Origin of the sequence: Streptomyces sp. NPDC006691 (assembly GCF_042869955.1) — a bacterium.
In the GTDB taxonomy this organism is placed as follows: domain Bacteria; phylum Actinomycetota; class Actinomycetes; order Streptomycetales; family Streptomycetaceae; genus Streptomyces.
Genome location: NZ_JBIAGW010000037.1, coordinates 12,507 through 36,085, shown reverse-complemented (window position 1 = coordinate 36,085; position 23,579 = coordinate 12,507). Strand labels below are relative to the sequence as shown.

Below are 23,579 nucleotides of genomic sequence, written 5' to 3'. Positions count from 1 at the left end.
CCGACCCCGGCATCACCCAGCGCCTGCACCAGCGCGACCGTACCCGCAAGACCGACGGGCACGCCGTCATACGCCGCGTGCGCCGACTCCTCGAAGCCAAGCAGCGAGACCACACCGGAGAGCCCCGCATCGCCGACGAGGCCACGCAGACGAGCGGCCAACTCGGACCGCGTCAACTCATCGGCACCGACCCGGAGTTCGACGACCTCCGCACCGGCCTGCGCCAACGCCTCGCTCGCACCTGCCGCCCACGGGTGTTCCGCCGCGTTCTCCGGAAGCACGACGAGCCAGCGCCCGGAGAGCCCGGACGTGGGCAGGTTGCCGCTCGGCAGCGGCTTCCAGGTGACCCGGTAGCGCCAGCTGTCGAGAGTCGACCGCTCGCGACGCTGCCGACGCCACGACGACAGGACGGGCAGCACGGCACCCAACTCGGCGGCGGCGGAACCGTCCGCCACCTCCAGCTCGGCTGCCAACTCCGCCAGATCCTCGCGCTCCACCGCCTCCCAGAACCGAGCCTCCACCTCGTCCACCGCGGCCGGTGTCGTGTCGGGTGAGGTGGAGTGGTCGGGCCAGTAGTGCTGGCGCTGGAAGGCGTACGTGGGGAGGTCGACGGGGGTGCGGGCGCCGGGGAAGAGGGCCTTCCAGTCGAGTTCGGCGCCGTGTACGTGGGCTTCGGCGAGCGAGGCCGCAAGGCGGTCCGCGCCGCCTTCGTCACGCCGGAGGGAGCCGAGCGTGACAGCCGGGCTCTCGGTCACATCGATCGTCGCCTGCACCGGGACGGTGAGGACCGGGTGCGGGCTCATCTCCAGGAACAGCCCATGCCCCTCGGCCAGAAGCCCACGCGTGGCATGCTCAAACAGGACCGTCTGACGCAGATTGCGGTACCAATAACCCGCATCCATCGCAGTGTTGGCGTCCAGCCAGGCACCCGTCAGGGTCGAGTACAGCGGGACCTCGGCAGCCTGCGGGGCGACCCCGTCCAACGCCTCGCCGATCTGCGTCTCGATCTGCTCCACGTAGAAGGAGTGCGAGGCGTAGTCGACAGGGATGGTGCGCGCACGGATGTCGTTCGCGACGCACTGCGCGACCAGTTCCCCCAGGGCCTCCGCCTCACCGGACACCACGATCTGGGCAGGACCGTTGACAGCCGCCACAGAAACGCGCTCACCCCACGCGGTGATCAGCTCACGCACCTGACCCTCGGGCAGCGGCACGGACACCATCCCGCCCCTGCCCGACAACTCACGAATGGCGACACTCCGCAACGCCACGACACGAGCGGCATCCCGCAGAGACAGCACACCGGCCACACACGCGGCGGCGATCTCGCCTTGGCTGTGACCCACCACAGCCGACGGCTTCACACCCGCCGCCTGCCACACCGCAGCCAGCGACACCATCACCGCGAACAACACCGGCTGGACCACATCCACCCGGTCAAACCGGTCCCCGCACAGCTCCTCGAACAGGTCCCACTCGACAAACTCGGACAGAGCGTCCGCGCACTCCCGCATCCGCTCCCCGAACACCGGGCTGGAGTCCAGCAGCTCACGCGCCATCCCCGCCCACTGCGAACCCTGCCCCGGAAACACGAACACCGGACGGACCGTGCCGCCTTGGGTGTGACCCGTGACCACTCCGCCGGCCGCGCCATCGTCCCCAGCCAGCCGCTCAAGCCCAGCGAGCAGTTCCTCACGATCCCGCCCGACGACCACACCCCGGCACTCGAACCGCGCCCGCGAAACCGCCAACGACCAAGCCACATCACCCAGTTCGTGGTCCGCGCGCGAGGCAAGGTGGTCCCGCAGCCGCGCCGCCTGCCCGCGCAGCGCCTCCGGCGTCTTGCCGGACAGAGCCAGCGGCACCACACCCGCCACGACCGACGAGGACGGGGCCTCGCCTCGCCCGGTCTCACCGAGAACGGGTGCCTGCTCCAGGATCACGTGCGCGTTGGTGCCGCTCACGCCGAACGACGACACACCCGCGCGACGCGGCGCACCGCCGTCCCGCTCGGGCCAGGTGCGGGACTCGGTCAGCAGTTCAACGGCCCCCGCCGACCAGTCCACCTGAGGCGTCGGCTCGTCGACATGCAGGGTCTTGGGCAGGACACCGGCCCGCATCGCCATGACCATCTTGATCACACCGGCGACACCGGCCGCGGCCTGCGTGTGCCCGATGTTCGACTTCAACGAACCCAGCCACAAAGGCCGGTCGGCCATCCGCTCCTTGCCGTACGTGGCAAGGACGGCCTGCGCCTCGATCGGGTCGCCGAGGGTCGTACCCGTGCCGTGCGCCTCGACGGCGTCCACGTCAGCGGCGGACAGCCCGGCGCTCGCCAGGGCCGCCCGGATGACGCGCTGCTGGGAGGGACCGTTGGGCGCGGTGAGGCCGTTGCTCGCGCCATCCTGGTTGACGGCGGAACCGCGTACGACGGCCAGGACCTGGTGGCCCTTGCGGCGCGCGTCCGACAGGCGCTCAAGGAGGAGCAGGCCCACACCCTCGCCCCAGCCAGTGCCGTCCGCGGCGGCCGCGAAGGACTTGCAGCGGCCGTCCGCCGCGAGGCCGCGCTGGCGGCTGAACTCGATGAACGTTCCGGGGGTCGACATGACGGCGACGCCGCCCGCGAGAGCCATGTCGCACTCACCGTTGCGCAGGGACTGCGCCGCCAGGTGCAGAGCGACCAGCGACGACGAGCACGCCGTGTCGACGGTCACCGCCGGGCCTTCGAGGCCGAAGGAGTACGAGATGCGGCCGGAGGCGATGCTCGCGGCGCTGCCGTTGCCGACGTACCCCTCCAGGTCGTCGAGGCCGCCGGGGGCGCTCAGGAGGTGGGTGGCGTAGTCGTTGTACATGACGCCGACGAAGACACCGGTGGAGCTGCCGCGTGCGGTGGCCGGGTCGATGCCCGCGCGTTCGAAGGCCTCCCAGGTGGTCTCCAGGAGGAGCCGCTGCTGGGGGTCGATGGACAGGCCCTCGCGGGGGGAGATGCCGAAGAAGGCCGGGTCGAAGTCGGCGGCGTCGTAGAGGAAGCCGCCTTCGCGCGTGTAGAAGGAGCCGGGGCTGTCCGGGTCGGGGTCGTAGAGGGAGTCGATGTCCCAGCCCCGGTCGCTGGGCAGGTCGCCGATGGCGTCGACGCCATCGGCGGCGAGCCGCCACAGGTCATCGGGGTTGCTGACGCCGCCGGGGTAGCGGCAGCTCATCGACACGATGACGATCGGGTCGTCGTCCACGGCCACGGTGTCCGCCCGGCCGGCACCCTGGGGTTGTGTCGCCGCGTCCGTGCCCAGGACCTCTTCGAGGATGTGGCGGGCCAGGACGGCGGCGGCAGGATAGTCGAACGCGAGGGTGGCGGGCAGGCGCAGGCCGGTGGCCGAGGTGAGCCTGTTGCGCAGTTCGACGGCGGTGAGCGAGTCGAAGCCGATTTCGCGGAAGGCGCGGTCGGGTGCGATCGCGTCGGCCGACGGGTAGCCGAGGACGGCGGCTGCGTGGCCGCGCACCAGGGTGAGGACTTCCTCTTCACGATGCGTCTCGGGCAGCGCGGCGAGGCGCTGGGCGAGGGCGGAGCCCTCCTGCCGGTCGGCGGCGGCCGCGGTACGGCGCTGGGGTGCGCGGACCAGGGTGCGCAGGAGCGGCGGGACGCCGTCGGAGGCGACGCGGGCGCGCAGGCCCACGAGGTCGAGGCGGACCGGCACCATCAGCGGGTGGCCGGCGGTGTGGGCGGCGTCGAAGAGGTCCAGGCCCTCGTCGGTGGTGAGCGCGGCGGCTCCGGCGCGTGCCCGGCGGTCCAGTTCGCCGGTGCCAAGGTGGGCGGTCAGCTCGCTGCCCTCGGCCCACAGGCCCCAGGCGAGCGAGGTCGCTGGGAGGCCCTGGGCGCGGCGGTGCTGGGCGAGCGCGTCGAGGAAGGCGTTGGCGGCCGCGTAGTTGGCCTGGCCGGGGGTGCCGAAGACGCCGGCCGCGGAGGAGAAGAGGACGAAGGCGGACAGGTTCAGGCCCGCCGTCAGCTCGTGCAGGTGGAGTGCCGCGTCGGCCTTGGGGCGCAGGACGGTGTCCAGGCGCTCGGGGGTCAGCGCGGTGACGACTCCGTCGTCCAGGGCGCCGGCGGCGTGCACGACGGCCGACAGTTCGGCGCCGATCTCGTCCAGGAGGGCGGCGAGCGCGGCGCGGTCGGCGGTGTCGCAGGCGGCAATGCGCACGCGGGCACCCGAGGCCTCCAGGTCCATGCGGAGTGCGGCGGCACCGGGGGCGTCGTCGCCCCGGCGGGATACGAGGAGCAGGTCCCGTACGCCGTGCCGGGCCGCGAGGTGGCGGGCCACCAGGCCGCCCAGGGTGCCGCTTCCTCCGGTGATGAGGACGGTACCTTCGCCCCAGGCGGCGGCGTCCGTGGTGTCCGGCGTCGGGGGGTTCGGTACACGGGTCAGGCGCGGGGCCCGCAGCGCACCGCCGCGGACCGCGAGCTCGGGCTCGTCCGTGGCGAGTGCGGCGGCGACCAGGTCCTCGGTCACGCCGGTGAAGGGGTCCAGGTCAAGGAGGACGAAGCGGCCCGGGTGCTCGGACTGCGCCGAGCGCACCAGGCCCCACACGGCGGCGGCCACGGGGTCCGGGGCGGTATCGGCTGCGACGGCGCCGCAGGTCGCCACGACCAGGCGGGACGACTCGAACCGCTCGTCGGCGAGCCAGCCCTGCACGGCCTCAAGCGCGCGCTCCAACAGGGGCCGCACCGCGTCGAGTTCGACCGGACGCGCCGTCCCCGCGGGCTCATCGGCGGGGGTGCGCGTCAGCAGCGGCAGAAGCAGCGTCGCGGGCGGCTCGGCGCCGTCGTCGAGCGCGGCGGTCAGGGACGCCAGGTCCGCGAAGGCCTCTCGTACGAAGGGGAGGGCGTCGGACACGTACGGGGCGTCGTCGGCGAGGAGGGCCGCCGGCGCGGGCTGGTCGGCACCGGACGCCGGGGGGTCGACGGGCGTCCACTCCACCTGGAAGAGCGCGTCGCGCCTCGGCGCCCCGGTCAGCTGCTCCTCGGACAGGGCGCGCAGCGCCAGCGAACCGACGGAGACGACGGGCTGCCCGGTGGCGTCGGCGGCAAGCAGGCCGACGGTGTCCGTCCCGGCGGACGTGACGCGTACCCGGAGCGTGGTGGCGCCGGTGGCATGCAGCGTGACGTCGGACCAGACGAAGGGCAGGTGCGCGCGGTCGGTGCGGGCGATGAAGTCACCGAGTCCGATGGCGTGCAGGGCGGCGTCGAAGAGCGCCGGGTGCAGCCCGAAGGACTCTGTGTCGGCGTGCGCCTCCTGCGGCAGGTCGATCTCCGCGTACACGTCGCCGCCGTGGCGCCAGGCGGCGCTCAGGCCCTGGAAGAGGGGACCGTAGCCGTGCCCGTTGGCCGTCAGGCGCTCGTACAGGTCGGAGACGTCGACGCGCTCGGCGCCGGCGGGCGGCCACACGGACAGGTCGGCGTCGGTGGTCTGCTCCGAGGGCGCGGCGGGCAGCAGGCTGCCGGTGAAGTGCCGTGTCCAGGGGGTGTCGTCGGCGTCGTCCTGCGGGCGCGCGAACAGGCCGAGTTCGCGGCGCCCGGCGTCGTCCGGTCCGCCCACCGAGATCTGGAGCTGGACGGCACCCTGCTCGGGGATGACGAGGGGGGCTTCCAGGGTCAGCTCTTCGAGGTGGCCGCAGCCGACCTCGTCGCCCGCGCGCAGGGCGAGTTCGACGTACGCCGTGCCGGGCAGCAGGATCGCGCCGTCGACCGCGTGGTCCGCGAGCCAGGGGTGCGTCTGCGTCGAAAGTCGTCCCGTGAAGAGGTACCCGTCGGCGTCCGCGAGGGCCACGGAGGCCCCCAGGAGCGGATGACCGGCGGCCCGCAGCCCCGCGAACACCACGTCACCGGCGCCGACGGGCACGGCTTTCGGCCAGTAGCGCTGGCGCTGGAAGGCGTACGTGGGGAGGTCGACGGGGATGCGGGCGCCGGGGACCAGGGCGCTCCAGTCCAACTCCGCGCCGTGTACGTGGGCTTCGGCCATTGACGCCAGCAGGCGCTCGGCGCCGCCTTCGTCACGCCGGAGGGAGCCGAGCGTGACAGCCGGGCTGTCGGTCGCGTCGATGGTGGCCTGCACCGGGACGGTGAGGACCGGGTGCGGGCTCATCTCCAGGAACAGCCCATGCCCCTCGGCCAGAAGCCCACGCGTGGCATGCTCAAACAGGACCGTCTGACGCAGATTGCGGTACCAATAACCCGCATCCATCGCAGTGTTGGCGTCCAGCCAGGCACCCGTCAGGGTCGAGTACAGCGGGATGTCGGCGTTCTGCGGGGCGACCCCGTCCAACACCTCACCGATCTGCTGCTCGATCTGCTCCACGTACGAGGAATGCGACGCATAGTCCACCGGGATCGTACGGGCACGAATGTCCCGGGCGACGCACTGCGCCACCAACTCCTCCAACGCCTCGGGCTCACCCGACACCACCACCTGAGCAGGCCCGTTCACAGCAGCCAGCTCGATCCGGCCGTCCCAGCCGATGATCAGCTCGCGCACGTCCCGCTCCGGCAGCGGCACGGACACCATCCCGCCCCTGCCCGACAACTCACGAATGGCGACACTCCGCAGCGCCACGACGCGAGCGGCATCCCGCAGAGACAGCACACCGGCCACACACGCGGCGGCGATCTCGCCTTGGCTGTGACCCACCACAGCCGCAGGCTTCACACCCCCCGCCTGCCACACCGCCGCCAGCGACACCATCACCGCGAACAACACCGGCTGAACCACATCCACCCGGTCAAACCGGTCCCCGCACAACTCCTCGAACAGGTCCCACTCGACGAACTCCGAGAGCGCTTCCGCGCACTCGCGCATCCGCTCCGCGAACACCGGGGACTCCGCCAGCAGCTCACGCGCCATCCCCGCCCACTGCGAACCCTGCCCCGGAAACACGAACACCGGACGCGCCGAGCCGACCCGGGCCCGCCCAGTGACCACTCCGCCGGCCGCGCCATCGTCCGCAGCCAGCCGCTCAAGCCCGGCGAGCAGTTCCTCACGATCCCGCCCGACGACAACACCCCGGTACTCGAACCGTGCCCGCGAAACCGCCAACGACCAAGCCACATCACCCAGTTCGTGATCCGCGCGCGAGGCAAGGTGGTCCCGCAGCCGCGCCGCCTGCCCGCGCAGCGCCTCCGGCGTCTTGCCGGACAGAGCCAGCGGCACCACACCCGCCACGACCGCCGCAGGCCCCTCGGCCTCCCCTTCGGAGGCGGCGACAGGCTCCTCGGCCAACGGCCCCTGTTCCACCAACGGCCCCTGCTCCACGATGACGTGGGCGTTCGTACCGCTGACACCGAAGGAGGAGATACCGGCGCGACGCGGCCCGCCGCCGTCCCGCTCGACCCACTCACGGGCCTCGGTCAGGAGCTCGACAGCGCCCGCCGACCAGTTCACCTCCGGCGAGGGCTCGTCCACGTGCAGCGTCTGCGGCAGTACGCCGTGCCGCATGGCGAGGACCATCTTCATCAGGCCCGCGACACCGGCCGCGGCCTGGGTGTGGCCGATGTTCGACTTGATGGAGCCGAGCCACAGGGGCTCGCCGTTTTCCGGCCTCTCCTGCCCGTACGTGGCGAGCAGGGCCTGCGCCTCGATCGGGTCACCGAGCGTCGTGCCCGTGCCGTGGGCCTCGACCGCGTCCACATCGGCCGCGGTCAGGCGCGCGTTGGCGAGGGCCTGCATGATGACACGCTGCTGGGAGGGGCCGTTGGGCGCGGTGAGGCCGTTGCTCGCACCGTCCTGGTTGATCGCGGAGCCGCGTACGACCGCGAGGACGGGGCGTCCGGCGCGCCGCGCGTCCGAGAGGCGCTCGACGAGGAGCATGCCGACGCCCTCGCCCCAGCCGGTGCCGTCCGCACCGGCGGCGAAGGCCTTGCAGCGGCCGTCGGCCGCGAGGCCCTGCTGGCGGCTGAACTCGGTGAATACGCCGGGCGTCGAGATGACGGTGACGCCCGCGACGAGGGCCATGCCGCACTCCCCCTGGCGCAGCGCCTGCACAGCGAGGTGCAGGGCGACCAGCGACGACGAGCAGGCCGTGTCGACGGTGAGGGCGGGGCCTTCGAGGCCGAGGGTGTAGGCGATGCGGCCGGATTCGACAGCGGCGGCGTTGCCCGTGCTCACATAGCCCTCGACGTCCTCCTCGGCTTCGAAGAGGAGCGGGGCGTAGTCCTGGCCGTTGGTGCCGACGAACACGCCGGTGCGACTGCCGCGTACCGTCGCCGGGTCGATTCCGGCGCGCTCGAATGCCTCCCACGCGGTTTCCAGAAGGAGCCGCTGCTGCGGGTCCATGGCGAGGGCTTCGCGCGGGGATATGCCGAAGAAATGCGCGTCGAATTCGGCGACGCCGTCGAGGAACCCGCCGTGGGCAGTGGAACTCGTTCCCTGCTTTCCGGCACCATCCGGGTCATAGAGCGCGCCCAGGTCCCAGTTCCGGTCGGTGGGGAGTCCCGAAATGGCGTCCCGGCCTTCGGAGAGCAGCCTCCAGAGGTCTTCGGGTCCGCTGACGCCGCCGGGGAAGCGGCAGCTCATCGCTGTGATCGCGATGGGCTCCTGAGCAGCGGCCTCGATGTCCTTCAGACGTTGCTGCGTCTGATGCAGGTCCGCCGAAACCCACTTGAGATAGTCGCGCAGCGTCTCTTCATTCGCCATCAAATGTCACCTGTTCAGGACGTGTGCCGCACCTGCTGGCATACAACGGCCCGGTCCGCAGCCGTTTTCTCGATGACGCTATGGGGGCCCTATACGACCAACAACCCCTACCCTCCCCCTACTCGCCCCTATGGGATTGCCTCGAATTGAGGCTGGAGGGGGAGCGATCGACACATGGGGGTGGGTAGGGGCTGCCGGTTCAATCTCTTACCCTTGACAGGTACTCCTTGTCCATTCATTGGCCGCATTAGTTACATGGCATTGGTTACTTCGCGTTGGCTACACGGAGTTGACTCCACGGCATGGGCTGCATGGTCGGCCTCAGCCGCGGCCGAGTTGCTTCTTGATGAATTCGAGCATCTCGTCGTCGCTGGCGGCCGCGAGTTGCTCGCCGACATCGCGCGCGTCGCCGGTGGCTTCGGTCCCGCCGCCCGGCTGTCCCCCGCCGTTCTTCCAACGGTCGAGGGCGGCTTGGAGGCGTACGGCCACCTTGGTGCGGGTGATCTCGTCGGCCGTGCCGGCCGAGCCGGCCGAGCCGGCCGCCGCGAGGCTGCCTTCGAGCCGGTCGAGGTCGCCGAGCAGTAGCGTGGCCGGGTCGGCGGCGTCCGGGGCGAGTTCGGTACGCAGGCAGCCGGCGAGCGCCGTGGGTGTCGGGTGGTCGAAGACCACGGTGGCGGGCAGGACGAGGCCCGTGAGGGCGTTGACGCGGTTGCGCAGTTCGACGGCGGTGAGGGAGTCGAAGCCCAGCTCGCGGAAGGCGCGGGTGGGTTCGACGGCCGCCGCGCCGCTGTAGCCGAGTACGGCGGCGACCTGCTCGCAGACGAGGTCGAGCAGCAGTCGTTCCTGCTCGGCGCGTTGCAGCGACGCGAGCTTCGCCACCAGGTCGGGTCCCTGCCCGGCGGCCGGTCCGCCGGCGCCGCCGTCGGCGACCGCGGCGGTCGAAAGCCGCTCCACCTCCGGGAGTTCGGCGTACAGCCTGCTCGGCCGCACGGCGGTGAAGGCGGGCGCGTACTGCTGCCAGTCGACGTCGGCGACCATGACGGCGGTGCGGTCCTGGGTGAGCAGCCGCTTGAGGGCGGCGATGGCGCGGTCCGGCTCCAGGGGCGGGATCGCGCCGCCGCGCAGCCGCTCGGCGGCCACACCCTCGGCGGCCATGCCGCTGCCCGCCCACGGACCCCAGGCCACCGAGGTGGCGGTCAGGCCGCGGGCCCGGCGCGCGTGCGCGAGCCCGTCGAGGAAGGCGTTGGCAGCGGCGTAACTGCCCTGACCGGCGCCGCCCGCGACCCCGGCGAACGACGAGAACAGCACGAACGCCGACAGGTCGAGGCCTGCCGTCAGCTCGTCCAGGTTGCGCGCCGATTCCGCCTTGGCGCGGAACACGGTGGCGAGCCGCTCCGGCGTCAGCGCGTCGAGCACGCCGTCGTCCAAGACGCCTGCGGCATGGAACACCGCGGTCAGCGGAGCGCCGTCCCCGCCCCCGTTGCCGATCTCGTCCACAAGACGCGCCAGCGCCTCACGGTCGGCCGCGTCGCAAGCCGCGACGGTCACTCGTACGCCCAACTCCTCCAGCTCGGTTCGGAGTTCAAGGGAGCCGGGAGCGTCGGGACCGCTCCTGCTCGTCAGTACGAGATGGCCGGCGCCCTCGTGCGCGAGCCACCGCGCCACGTGCCGGCCGAGGGCGCCGGTGCCGCCGGTCACGAGGACCGTGCCGCGCGGTGTCCACTCGCCGGCCTTGTCGCCTTCGAGGGGAGTCGCCGCCCGTACTATGCGGCGCCCGAATGCTCCGGACCCGCGCACCGCCACCTGGTCCTCCCCGGCCCACGCGCCGCCGAGGACACGGCCGAGCCGGGTCACCGCCGCCGTGTCGGCCGCTTCGGGCAGGTCGACGAGGCCGCCCCAGCGCTCCGGGTACTCCAGCGCGGCGACCCGTCCGAGTCCCCACAGCGCCGTCCGCCCGGGGGCGGTGTGCACGTCGGCGTTGCCGACGGCGACGGCATGGCGGGTGGCGCACCACAGGGGCGCGTCGACGCCCGCGTCACCCAGCGCCTGGATCAGCCCCAGCGTGAGCGCGACCTCCGGCGGTACGGCATCGCTGTCGTGCGGTGCGCCGTCGTCAGCTGCGGCCAGGAGCGACAGCACACCGCTGAACCCGGCCGCACCGCCCGACTCCCCGACCGCCGCGCGCAGGGCCGCGCCGAGCGCGTCCCGGCCGGTGGCGTGCGCGGGCACTTCCACCGTCACCGCACGTGCGTCGTGCTCGGCCAGCAGCGCGGCGACCGCCGCGCTCCAGGACGTGTCCGCCCGCCCTTCCGGTACGACGACGAGCCAGTCGCCCGTGAGTTTCCCGGCCGCCGCCTCGGTGAGCGGCGTCCAGGACTCACGGTAGTTCCACCTGTCGAGCGTGGAGGTCTCGCGCCGCTGCTTCCGCCAGGCCGTCAGCGCGGGCAGCACCTCGGTCAGCGGCGCGTTGTCCGGCACGTGCAGGGTCTTGGCCAGCTCGGCCAGGTCCTCACTCTCCACCGTCTCCCAGAACCGCGACTCCACCTCGTCGGCGGTCACGGCTCCGTCCACGGCCGCCGTGTCCGCCGCCGCCTCCAGCCAGTAGTGCCGGCGCTGGAAGGCGTACGTGGGGAGGTCCACGCGGCGTCGGGACTCGACCGGGGCGTACAGCGGCGCCCAGTCGACCTCGATCCCGCGCACGTGGAGCTGGGCAAGGGCGGCCAGGAAGGTGTCCGGCTCCGGGCGATCCTTGCGTACGGCGGCCACCAGGCCCGCCTGCGCGCCCGGATCGGTGACGGTGTCGTGCGCCATCGCCGTCAGGACGGAGTCAGGGCCGAGCTCAAGGAGCGTCGACACGCCCTGCGCGGTGAGGGCAGTCAAACCGTCGTGGAAACGGACCGCCTCACGGACGTGACGGACCCAGTACTCGGGATCCTTCAACTCGTCGGCAGTGGCGAGCTGCCCGGTCAGGTTCGACACGACCGACAGCGCCGGGCTCTGATACGTCAGGCCCTCCGCCACACGCCGGAACTCGTCGAGCACCGGGTCCATCAGCGGCGAGTGGAAGGCGTGCGAAACCTTCAGCCACCGCACCTTCCTCCCCTGCCCACGCAGGGTCTCCTCCAGGCCCTCCAGAGCCACGCGCTCACCGGACAGGACCACCTGCGAGGGGCCGTTCACAGCGGCCAGGCCGACCCGATCCGTGACACCTTCCAGCAGCGGCAGCACGTCGGCCTCGGCCGCCTGCACCGCCAGCATCGCGCCACCCTCAGGCAGCGACTGCATCAACCGCCCCCGCGCAGCCACCAGTTGGGCCGCATCCTCCAACGACCACAGCCCGGCCACATACGCAGCCGTCAGCTCACCGATCGAATGGCCGCCGACGATCTCGGGACGTACCCCGAAGGACTCGGCGAGGCGATACAGAGCCACCTCGACGGCGAACAACGCGGGCTGCGCATACCCCGTCTGCTCCAACAACCCGGCATCCCCACCGAACACCACATCCTTCAGCGGCCGGTCCAGGTGCCCGTCCAGGTGCGCGCACACCTCGTCCAACGCATCCGCGAACACCGCGAACACCTCGTACAACTCACGGCCCATCCCAAGCCGCTGGCTGCCCTGACCGGTGAAGACCACACCGAGACGGCCCTCGGCAACCGCCCCCGAGACCACACCCGAACCGCCACCGGAAGCCAACGCCTCCAACCCGGACAGGAACTCCACCCGCTCCCGACCCAGAACAACAGCACGATGTTCGAGCGGCGACCGGCCCGTGTCCAGGGACCAGCCCAGGTCGGTGAGTCCGGTGCGGTCCGCCGCGAGGGCCGGGTCGGCGAGGAGGCGTGCCCGCAGGCGGCCGGCCTGGGCGCGGAGGGCGTCCGCGTCGCGGGCCGACACCGGCCACGGCACGGCTACGTCGGCCGTCGCTGCCGCGTCGGACCGCCGGGGCTCGGCTTCGGCGGGCCTGCCGCGTCGCCGGGGTGCCTGTTCCACGACGACATGGGCGTTCGTTCCGCTGACTCCGAACGACGAGACGCCGGCGCGGCGCGGCGCGCCGTCACGGTCGGGCCAGTCGCGGGCCCGGTCGAGCAGTTCGACGGTCCCGGCCGACCAGTCCACGTGGGAGCTGGGCCGGTCCACGTGCAGGGTCCGCGGCAGGACGCCGTGACGCATCGCCATGACCATCTTGATGACGCCCGCGACACCGGCCGCGGCCTGGGTGTGTCCGATGTTGGACTTCACCGAGCCGAGGAGCAGCGGCCGGTCGGCCGGGCGGTCCTGTCCGAACGTGGCGATGAGGGCCTGGGCCTCGATGGGGTCGCCCAGGCTGGTGCCGGTTCCGTGGCCTTCCACGGCGTCGATCTGCTCGGGCGCGAGACGGGCGTTGGCGAGGGCCTGGCTGATCACGCGCTGTTGGGAGGGGCCGTTGGGGGCGGTCAGGCCGTTGCTGGCGCCGTCCTGGTTGACGGCCGAGCCGCGTACGACCGCGAGGACCTCGTGGCCGTTGCGGCGCGCGTCGGACAGCCGCTCCAGGAGCAGCAGGCCCGCGCCCTCGCCCCAGCCGGTGCCGTCCGCCGCCTCCGCGTACGGCTTGCAGCGGCCGTCGGAGGCAAGGCCGCCCTGGCGGCTGAACTCGTCGAAGGCACCGGCCGTCGCCATGACGGTGACGCCACCGGCGAGGGCGAGGTCGCACTCGCCCTGCCGCAGGGCCTGCGCGGCGAGGTGCAGGGCGACCAGCGACGACGAGCAGGCCGTGTCGACGGTCATCGCCGGGCCTTCGAGGCCGAAGGAGTAGGCGAGGCGGCCGGAGATGACACTGCCGGACGTACCCGTCATCAGGTGTCCCTCGACGCCCTCGGGGACGCTGTCGAGCCCGGTCGCGTACCCCTGGGAGCCGGATCCGACGAAGACGCCGGTCGGCGTACCGCGCAGGGACTTGGGGGCTACGCCGATGCGTTCGAACAGCTCCCAGGTGGTCTCCAGGAGCAGTCGCTGCTGCGGGTCCATGGCCAGGGCCTCGCGCGGCGAGATGCCGAAGAGGCCGGCGTCGAACTCCGAGGCGTCGTAGACGAAACCGCCCTCGGGCTTGTAGCGCGCGGCGGCGTCGAGCTGCCAGCCGCGGTCGGCGGGGAAGACGGAGATGGCGTCCGTGCCGTCGACGAGCAGCTGCCACAGCCCCTCGGGGGTGCTGGCGCCGCCGGGGAAGCGGCAGCTCATCGACACGATGGCGATGGGGTCGTCGGCCACGTCGGCGGGCTCCGCCACGCGGGCGGGTGCCGCCGTCGCGACGGTGGCGCCCCCGGACAGCTCCGCAAGGAGGTGCCGGGCGAGGACCTCGGGTGAGGGATGGTCGAAGACCACCGTCGCGGACAGGGAGACCTCGGTCGCGGCGGTGAGACGGTTGCGGAGTTCGACGGCGGTGAGGGAGTCGAATCCCAACTCGCGGAAGGCGCGGGTGGGTTCGACGGCTTCGGGTCCGGCGTAGCCCAGGGCGGCTGCCGCCTCGGTCCGTACGAGGTCGAGGACCAGGCGCTGCCGCTCGGCCTCCGGGAGCCCGGTGAGCCGGGAGGCCCACTCCGAGACCGGCGCGCCGCTGCCCGCCGGGGCGGATGTCGACTGCTCCCGCTGGGGCCGCAGTTCGGGCAGACCGCCGAGGAAGGCGCTGGGCCGCGCGGCCGTGAAGGTGGCGGCGAACCGCTGCCAGTCCACGTCGGCGACCGTCAGGCACGTCTCGTCGTACGTGAGTGCCTGCGCGAGCGCGCCCATGGCCAGGTCGGGACCGAGCAGCGCGACGCCACGGCGGCGCAGGTGCTCCTCGGCCTCGGCGGTGGCGGCCATGCCGCTGCCGCCCCAGGCACCCCAGGCGACCGAGGTGGCCGCCTGGCCGCGGGCGCGGCGGCGCTCGGCGATCGCGTCGAGGAAGGCGTTGGCCGCGGCGTATCCGGACTGGCCGCCGCTGCCCCAGACGGCCGCGATGGAGGAGAAGAGGACAAAGGCGTCGAGCTCGGTGTCGCCCAGGAGCGCGTCGAGGTGGGCGGCGCCCGCCGCCTTGGCGTCCAGGGCGTCGGCGAGGTCCGCAGGTGCCGTGTCGGCGAGCGGGAGCGCGGGGCTCACACCGGCGGCGTGGAAGACGGAGCGGAGCGTGTGCCCGCCGACGGCCAGTTCGTCCAGGAGTCCGGCGACCGCGTCCCGGTCGGCGATGTCGCAGGCCGCGATCGTGACCTCGGCTCCCAACTCCTCCAGTTCCGCCACCAGTTCACCTGCGCCCGGAGCATCGAGACCGCGACGGCTCGTCAATACGAGGTGCTCGACGCCCTCGCGCACCAGCCAGCGGGCGACGTGCGCACCGAGGGCGCCCGTCCCGCCTGTGATCAGCGCGGTGCCACGTGGCGTCCAGGTGCGCGACGAGTGGGCACCCAGCGGTGCGTGGGTGAGACGGCGTACGAAGAGGCCGGAGCCGCGTACGGCGATCTGGTCCTCGAAGCCGGTGCCGGTGCCGGTTCCGGCGCCTGTGCCGGCGCCGCCGTTCGCCTCGTCGTCGGCTTCGGAGTCGGCGTTGGCCGGGATGCCCGCCAGGGCTGTGGCGAGTCGGGTCGCCGTACGGCTGTCGGGAGTCTGCGGCAGGTCGATGAGACCGCCCCAGCGCTCGGGGTGCTCCAAGGCCACGACCCGTCCCAGGCCCCACAGTTGGGCTTGGGCGGGGCTTGCGAGACGGTCGCTGCGGCCGGTGGAGACGGCTCCCGTGGAGACGGCCCACAGGCGGGCACCGATCTCGGCGTCGCCGAGGGCCTGCACGAGGGCGACGGTGGCCGCAAGGCCGGTGGGGAGCACGGGATGTGCGGGGTGCGGGTGCTCGGCGAGGGCGAGCAAGGAGACGACGCCTGCGGGTTCGGCCGTGCCGACCGCGCTCTGCTTATGTTCACGCAGCAGCCCGGCCAGGCCCTCCCGGGTCAACTCGGCTTCGGTGACGCCGAGTTCAGCCACGCTTGCCCCGGCCTGCGTCAGCGCATCGCTGACGCCGACCGCCCACGGGTGCGCCGCCGCCTCCTCGGGCACGACAACCAGCCAAGTCCCCAACAGCGCCCCGGCACGCCGTAGCGCACCGTTTGCGAGCGGCTTCCAGGTGACCCGGTAGCGCCACCCGTCGAGGGTCGACCGCTCACGCCGCTGCCGCCGCCACGACGACAGCGCGGGCAGCACGGCACCAAGCCCGGCGGAGGCGGAACCGTCCGCCACTTCCAGCTCGGTGGCCAGCTCCTTCAAGTCCTCGCGCTCCACTGCCTCCCAGAACCGCGCCTCCACCTCGTCCTGCGCGGGCGCCGGGGCGCTGCCCGGCGTGCGCCCGTCCGCGAGCCAGAAGTGCTCGCGCTGGAAGGCGTACGTCGGCAGGTCGACGGGCGCACGGGCGCCGGGGAAGAGGGCCTTCCAGTCGAGTTCGACGCCGTACACATGGGCTTCGGCGATGGCTTCCATGAGGCGGTGCGCACCGCCTTCGGCCCGGCGCAGGGAGCCGATCGCGACCGCCGGAGCATCCGTGGCGTCGATGGCGGCCCGGACCGCTGCCGTCAGCACGGGGTGCGGGCTCATCTCCACGAACAGCCCGTGCCCCTCGGAGATCAGCCCGCCGACTGCCTGCCCGAAGAGGACGGGGTGGCGCAGGTTCCGGTACCAGTACCCCGCGTCCATGGGAGTGCCCGCCTGCAGCCACTCCCCCGTCACCGTGGAGAGCACCGGCACATCGGCAGGGCGCGGCACCACGGGGGCGAGCACCAGGGCCAAGTGGGCCTCGAAGCGCTCCACTTGGGCGGAGTGCGCGGCGTGGTCCACGGCGAGCGCAGCGGCCTGGACGTCCTGGGCGGCGCACGCGGCGACCAGTTCCTCCAGAGCCTCGGCCTCGCCGGACACCACGACCCGGGCGGGGCCGTCGACGGCCGCGACCTCGATCCGGTCGCCCCACGCGGCGATCAGTTGCCGCACCTCCTGCTCCGGCAGCGGTACGGACACCATGGCGCCCTTGCCCGACAGTTCCCGGACAGCCTGGCTCCGCAGGGCCACCACGCATGCCGCGTCCGCGAGCGACAGCGCGCCCGCCACGTACGCGGCCGCGATCTCGCCCGGACCGTGGCCCACCACGGCCGCGGGCTCGACACCCGCCGCCCGCCACACGGCCGCCAGCGACACCATGACCGCGAACAGAACAGGCTGGACCACGTCCACCTCGTCGAACCGGTCACCGCTCAGCTCCTGGAGCAGGTCCCAGTCCACGAACTCGGACAGCGCGTCCGCGCACTCCCGCATCCGCTCCGCGAACACCGATGAATCGTCCAGGAGTTCACGCGCCATTTTGGCCCACTGCGCTCCCTGTCCCCCGGGGAAGACGAACACCGGGCGGACCGTGCCTCCGCCGCCCCGCGCCGCCTGTCCCGTGACGACGTTCCGCGCGGGTGAGCCGTCCCGCGCGAGGTGCTCAAGCCCGGCGAGCAGTTCATCCCGGTCCCGGCCGAGTACAACGCCGCGGTGTTCGAACCGCGAGCGAGTCACCGCCAACGACCAGCCGACGTCACCCACACCCAACTCGGCGTGTGCCACGAGGTGTTCGCGGAGCCGGGCGGCCTGCTCCCGCAGGGCCTGCGGGGTCTTCGCCGACAGGGCCAGCGGCGCCACACGCGTCGGCGACTGTCCACCGACGAAGGCCCCGTCGGACGCCTCGTCGGACGCCTCCTCCACCGCCACGTGCGGCGGCTGCTCCACGATCACATGCGCATTCGTACCGCTCACACCGAACGCCGAGACGCCCGCGCGCCGCGGCATGCCGCCGCGCTCCGGCCAGTCCCGCGCCCCGGTGAGCAGCTCGACCGCGCCCGCCGACCAGTCCACCTCGGAGGACGGGGCGTCCACGTGCAGTGTCCTGGGCAGCACGCCGTGGCGCATCGCCATCACCATCTTGATGACACCGGCGACGCCGGCGGCCGCCTGCGTGTGTCCGATGTTGGACTTGATGGAGCCGAGCCACAGGGGCTCGCCGTCCGACCGCTCCTTGCCGTAGGTGGCGAGGAGGGCCTGGGCCTCGATGGGGTCGCCGAGCGTGGTGCCCGTGCCGTGCGCCTCGACGGCATCCACGTCACCGGCCGCCAGGCCCGCGTTCGCCAACGCGGCCCGGATCACCCGCTGTTGGGACGGTCCGTTCGGGGCCGTGAGCCCGTTGCTCGCGCCGTCCTGGTTCACCGCGGAACCCCGCACGACCGCAAGCACCCGATGGCCAAGGCGCCGCGCATCCGACAACCGCTCCACCAGCAGCATGCCGACGCCCTCGCCCCAGCCCGTGCCGTCCGCCGCCTCCGCGAACGCCTTGCACCGGCCGTCCGCCGCGAGCCCGCGCTGACGGCTGAACTCCACGAACGTGGCGGGGGTCGACATCACTGAGACACCGCCCGCGAGCGCCATGGTGCACTCGCCGTTGCGCAGCGCCTGGCCCGCCAGGTGCAGGGCGACCAGGGACGACGAGCACGCGGTGTCGACCGTCACCGCCGGGCCTTCGAGGCCGAACGTGTAGGAGATGCGGCCGGAGGCGACGCTCGCGGCGTTGCCGATGCCGAGGTAGCCCTCGACCTCGTCGGGTACGTGGTCGACTCCGGCGGTGTAGTCCTGGCCGTTGGTGCCCGCGAATACGCCGATCTGGCTGCCGCCCAGCGAGGCCGGGTCGATGCCGGCGCGCTCGAACGCCTCCCAGGAGGTCTCCAGGAGGAGGCGCTGCTGCGGGTCCATGGCGAGGGCCTCGCGCGGGTTGATGCCGAAGAACTTGGCGTCGAAGTGCCCGGCGTCGTAGAGGAATCCGCCTTCGCGGACGTAGGAGGTGCCGGTCTGTCCGGCGTCGGCGTGGAAGAGGCCCTCGGTGTCCCAGCGGCGGTCGTCGGGGAAGCCGGCGATCGTGTCGACGCCGTCGGCCACCAGGCGCCACAGGTCCTCGGGGCTGCGTACGCCGCCGGGGAAGCGGCAGCTCATGCCGATGATGGCGAGGGGTTCGTCGTCGGCTGTGGGGGCTGCCGTGGCGGCGGGCGGCGCGGCCGCGGTCTCGTCGCCGAAGAGTTCGGTGTGCAGGTGGGCGGCCAGTGTGGTCGCCGTGGGATGGTCGAAGACCAGGGTGGTGGGCAGCTTGAGGCCGGTGGCCGCGCCGATGAGGTTGCGCAGTTCGACCGCCGTGAGCGAGTCGAAGCCCAGCTCGCGGAAGGCGCGGGTGACGTGTACGTCGTCGGGGCTCGGGTAGCCGAGGACGTCGGCCGCCTGGGCGCGCACCAGGTCCAGGAGGGCAGCCTCGCGGTCCGCCGGGGCCAGGGCTGCGAGGCGGTCGGCGAGTGCGTTCGCGGGGGCACCTGCCGTCGGGCCCGCGGTGGCCGTGCGGTCCGTGAGCGCCGCGTGCGCCTCCGGGATGTCCGCGAAGAGGCGGCTGGGGCGGGCGGCGGTGAAGCCGGGCGCGTACTGGTCCCAGTCGATGTCCACGACGACGGGCAGGGGCTGGTCGTGGCCGAGGGCCCGGTGCAGGGCGGTGATCGCGAGGTCCGGGTCCATCGGCGGCATCACGCCGTGCCGCAGCCGCTCGGCCGCCGCTCCCCCGGCGGCCATGCCGGTGCCGTCCCACGGGCCCCAGGCGACGGACATCGCCGCGTGCCCGGCGGCCCGCCGGGACTCGGCGAGGGCGTCGAGGGCCGCGTTGGCGGCGGCGTAGCCGCCCTGGCCCGCGCCGCCCGCGACGCACGCGAAGGAGGAGAAGAGGACGAACGCCGACAGGTCCGCGTCGCGGGTCAGCTCGTCCAGATGCCGGGCCGACTCCGCCTTCGCGCGGAACACGGCGGCAAGGCGGTCCCCGGTGAGGCCGTCGAGCACGCCGTCGTCGAGGATTCCGGCCGTGTGGAACACGCCCGTCAGCGGTACGTCGGCGGGGATCTCGGCGAGTAGCCGGGCGAGCGCCTCCCGGTCGGAGACGTCGCAGGCCGCGACCGTCACGCGTACACCCAACTCCGCCAATTCAGTACGGAGTTCGGGGGCGCCGGGGGCGTCCGGGCCGCGTCGGCTCGTCAGGACGAGGTGCTCGGCGCCCTCGCGCGCCAGCCAGCGCGCGACGTGCGCGCCGAGGGCGCCCGTGCCGCCGGTGACCAGGACCGTGCCGTGCGACGACCACGCGCGGTCCTGCGCGTCGCCGAGGGGCGCGCGCACCAGCCGGCGTACGAACACGCCCGACGCGCGAACCGCCATCTGGTCCTCGCCTTCGGGGTTCCCGAGTATCCGGGCGAGGCTCGTGGCGGCTGCCTTGTCGGCGGTTTCGGGAAGGTCGATGAGGCCGCCCCAAGTCTGCGGGTACTCCAGGGCTGCGACCCGGCCGAGGCCCCAGACGCTCGCCTGCGCGGGGTCGGCGGCCGGCTCGGAGGGGGTCGTCGTCACCGCGCGATGGGTTGCGGCCCATACGGTGGCGGTGCTGTTGGCGTCGTCGAGCGCTTGGAGCAGGACTGCCGTGCGCAGGGCGAGTGTTGCCAGGTCCGGCTGGGTGGCGGCGTCCGTGGGCTCCGGCTGACCGGCTGCCGCCAGGAGCGACAGGGCGCCGTCCCACGCCGTCGCGTCGTGCTGCCGCAGCAGTTCGGTGAGCGCCGGGCGGTCGGTCGCGGTGGCCTGCGGGACGCGTACGACGGTGACGTGGGCGCCGCCGGTGGTGAGGGCGCGTTCGGCGGCGGCGCTCCACGGGAGGTCGGCGGGCTCGTCGGGGACAAGCAGGGCCCAGGTGCCCGTGAGGGCGGGGCCGCCGCCCAGGGGCAGCGGGTTCCAGGTGACGCGGTAGTTCCAGCCGTCCAGGGTGGACGTGGTGCGCTGCCTGCGCCGCCAGGCCGTCAGGGCGGGAAGGACCGAGGTGAGCGGGGCGTCGTCGGGCACGTCCAGGGCGCCGGTGAGTTCCGCGAGGTCCTCGTGCTCGACGGCCTCCCAGAAGCGGGCCTCGGCGCCGTCGGCGGGGGCCGGGCCGGTGGTGGCGCGGCCGGGGGCGGCCGGCGGGCTCGTGTCCAGCCAGTAGCGCTGGTGTTGGAAGGCGTACGTGGGCAGGGCGACGCGGCGGCGCGCTCCCGCGGGCGCGTACAGAGCGGTCCAGTCGACGGTGGCGCCGCGCACGTGGAGGCGGGCCAGGGCGGTGCGGAACGTGACGGGCTCGGGCCGGTCGCGGCGCAGGGCGGTGACTAGCCCGGACTGGGCCTCGGGGCTGGTGAGGGTGTCGTGCGCCATCGCGGTGAGGACGGCGTCGGGGCCGAGTTCGAGGAAGGTCGTGACGCCGAAGTCGGCGAGGGCGGCCAGGCCGTCGTGGAAGCGAACGGCTTCGCGGACGTGCCGGACCCAGTACTCGGGGTCCTTCAGTTCGGCGGCGGTGGCGAGACGTCCGGTCAGGTTCGACACCAGCGGCAGTGCCGGGTCGTGGTAGGTGAGGCCTTGCGCGACCCGGCGGAACTCGTCGAGCATCGGCGCCATCAGCGGCGAGTGGAAGGCGTGGCTGACCTTGAGCCAGCGGGTCTTGCGGCCCTCGGCGCGCAGTTGCCCCGCCAGGTCCTCCAGGACGCCGCGGTCGCCGGAGAGGACGACCTGGGCGGGGCCGTTGACGGCGGCGAGGCCCACCCACTCGGCGACCTCCTCCACCAGCGGCCTCACCTCGGCCTCGGACGCCTGGACGGCGAGCATGGCGCCGCCGCGGGGCAGCGCCTGCATCAACCGGCCGCGCGCGCCCACCAGTCGGGCCGCGTCCTGAAGGGACCACAGGCCCGCGACATGCGCGGCGGCCAGCTCACCCACCGAGTGGCCGCCGAGGATCTCGGGGCGTATCCCGAAGGACTCCGCGAGCCGGAAGAGGGCCACCTCGACGGCGAACAGCGCGGGCTGCGCGTATCCCGTCCGCTCAAGGAGTTCGGCGTCCGTGCCGAACATGACGTCCTTCAGGGGGCGGTCGAGGAGCGGGTCCAGGTGGCCGCACACCTCGTCGAGGACCGTGGCGAAGGCGGGGAAGGTCTCGTACAGCTCCTGTCCCATGCCGACGCGCTGGCTGCCCTGGCCGGTGAAGAGGACACCGAGGCGGCCCTCGGTCACCGAACCGGTCACGGTTCCCGCGGCGGGCGCTTCGGAGGCCAGGGACTCCAGGGCCTGGAGGACCTGATGGCGGTCCTCTCCGAAGAGCACCGCGCGGTGCTCGAAGGCCGAGCGGCCGGTGGCGAGGGTCCAGCCGAAGTCGGCGCGTCCTGCGGGGTCGGCGGCCAGGTCGGGGGCCGTGAGCAGGTGCTCGCGCAGCCGGGCGGCCTGGGCGCGCAGCGCCTTGGGGGTGCGGCCGGAGACGAGCCAGGGGACGGGGCCGTCGACGGCGCGCACGCCCGCGTCTGCTGCCGACTCCGCGTCACCGACGGCCGGTTCGGCACCGGTGTCCCCGGCCGAACCTTCAGCACCCGGACCCGAGGTGGCCGCGCCCCGAGGCGGGTCGGCGGGTGCCTGCTCGACGATGACGTGCGCGTTGGTGCCGCTGACGCCGAACGAGGAGATGCCCGCGCGGCGCGGTCCCTCCTCGCGCTCCGGCCACTGCCGGGGCTCGGTCAGGAGCTCGACGGCGCCGGCCGACCAGTCGACGTGGGACGTCGGCCTGTCGACGTGCAGGGTGGCGGGCAGCAGTCCGTGGCGCATCGCCATGACCATCTTGATGACACCGGCGGCGCCCGCGGCGGCCTGGGTGTGCCCGAGGTTGGACTTCACCGATCCCAGCCACAGCGGCCGGGTGCGCGGCCGTCCTTGTCCGTACGTGGCGAGGAGCGCCTGGGCCTCGATGGGGTCGCCGAGCGTGGTGCCCGTGCCGTGCGCCTCGACGGCATCCACGTCACCGGCCGCCAGACCCGCGTTCGCCAGCGCCGCGCGGATGACGCGCTGCTGGGCGGGCCCGTTGGGGGCGGTGAGCCCGTTGCTCGCGCCGTCCTGGTTGACGGCGGAGCCGCGTACGACCGCGAGGACCTCGTGGCCGTTGCGGCGGGCGTCCGACAGGCGTTCAAGGAGGAGCAGACCGACGCCCTCGCCCCAACCCGTCCCGTCCGCCGCCTCCGCGAACGCCTTGCACCGGCCGTCGGCGGCCAGGCCGCGCTGGCGGCTGAACTCCACGAAGGCGGTGGGCGTGGACATCAGGGACACGCCGCCCGCGAGCGCGAGTCCGCACTCGCCCTGCCGCAGGGCCTGCGCGGCCAGGTGCAGGGCGACCAGGGAGGAGGAGCAGGCCGTGTCGATGGTGACGGCCGGGCCTTCCAGGCCGAGGCTGTAGGAGAGGCGCCCGGAGACGACGGCCGCGGTGTTGCCGGTGCCCGAGTAGCCCTCGGTACTGTCGGCGGCGTCGGCGACGACGGCCGTGTAGTCCTGGCCGTTGGTGCCGGTGAACACGCCGGTGCGGCTGCCGCGCAGGCTCAGCGGGTCGATGCCCGCCCGCTCGACGGCCTCCCACGCGGTCTCCAGGAGGAGGCGCTGCTGCGGGTCCATGGCGCGTGCCTCGCGCGGCGAGATCCCGAAGAAGCCCGCGTCGAACTCGTCGGCCGCGTACACGAACCCGCCCTCGCGGGCGTAGGTGGTGCCCTGGTGGTCGGGGTCGGGGTGGTAGATCCCGGCCGTGTCCCAGCCGCGGTTCGCCGGGAACGCGGACACGGTGTCCACGCCGTCGCGCACCAGCCGCCACAGTTCCTCGGGGGTACTCGCGCCGCCGGGGAAGCGGCAGCTCATCGCGATGATCGCGACCGGCTCCGCGCCCTTGGCCTCAAGCTCGCGCACCCGCCGACGCGTCGTGTGCAGATCCGCCGTCACCTGCTTGAGAAGCCGGCGGATTTTGTCGTCGTTCACCATCTGGCCCAGCTCCTA

At 73.2% G+C, this 23,579-nt stretch carries 2 protein-coding genes; both read right to left on the bottom strand.

The genetic code is table 11. The features are described 5' to 3' along the window. On the bottom strand, positions 1-8,678 hold an 8,678-nt coding region (locus ACFYNP_RS37105; RefSeq protein WP_388791743.1), incomplete at its 3' end, for a type I polyketide synthase. Between the two features lie 321 nt (positions 8,679-8,999). Continuing rightward, positions 9,000-23,561, bottom strand: a complete 14,562-nt coding sequence (locus ACFYNP_RS37100; RefSeq protein ID WP_388791745.1) for a type I polyketide synthase — start codon at positions 23,559-23,561, stop codon at positions 9,000-9,002. Positions 23,562-23,579: the final 18 nt, after the last annotated feature.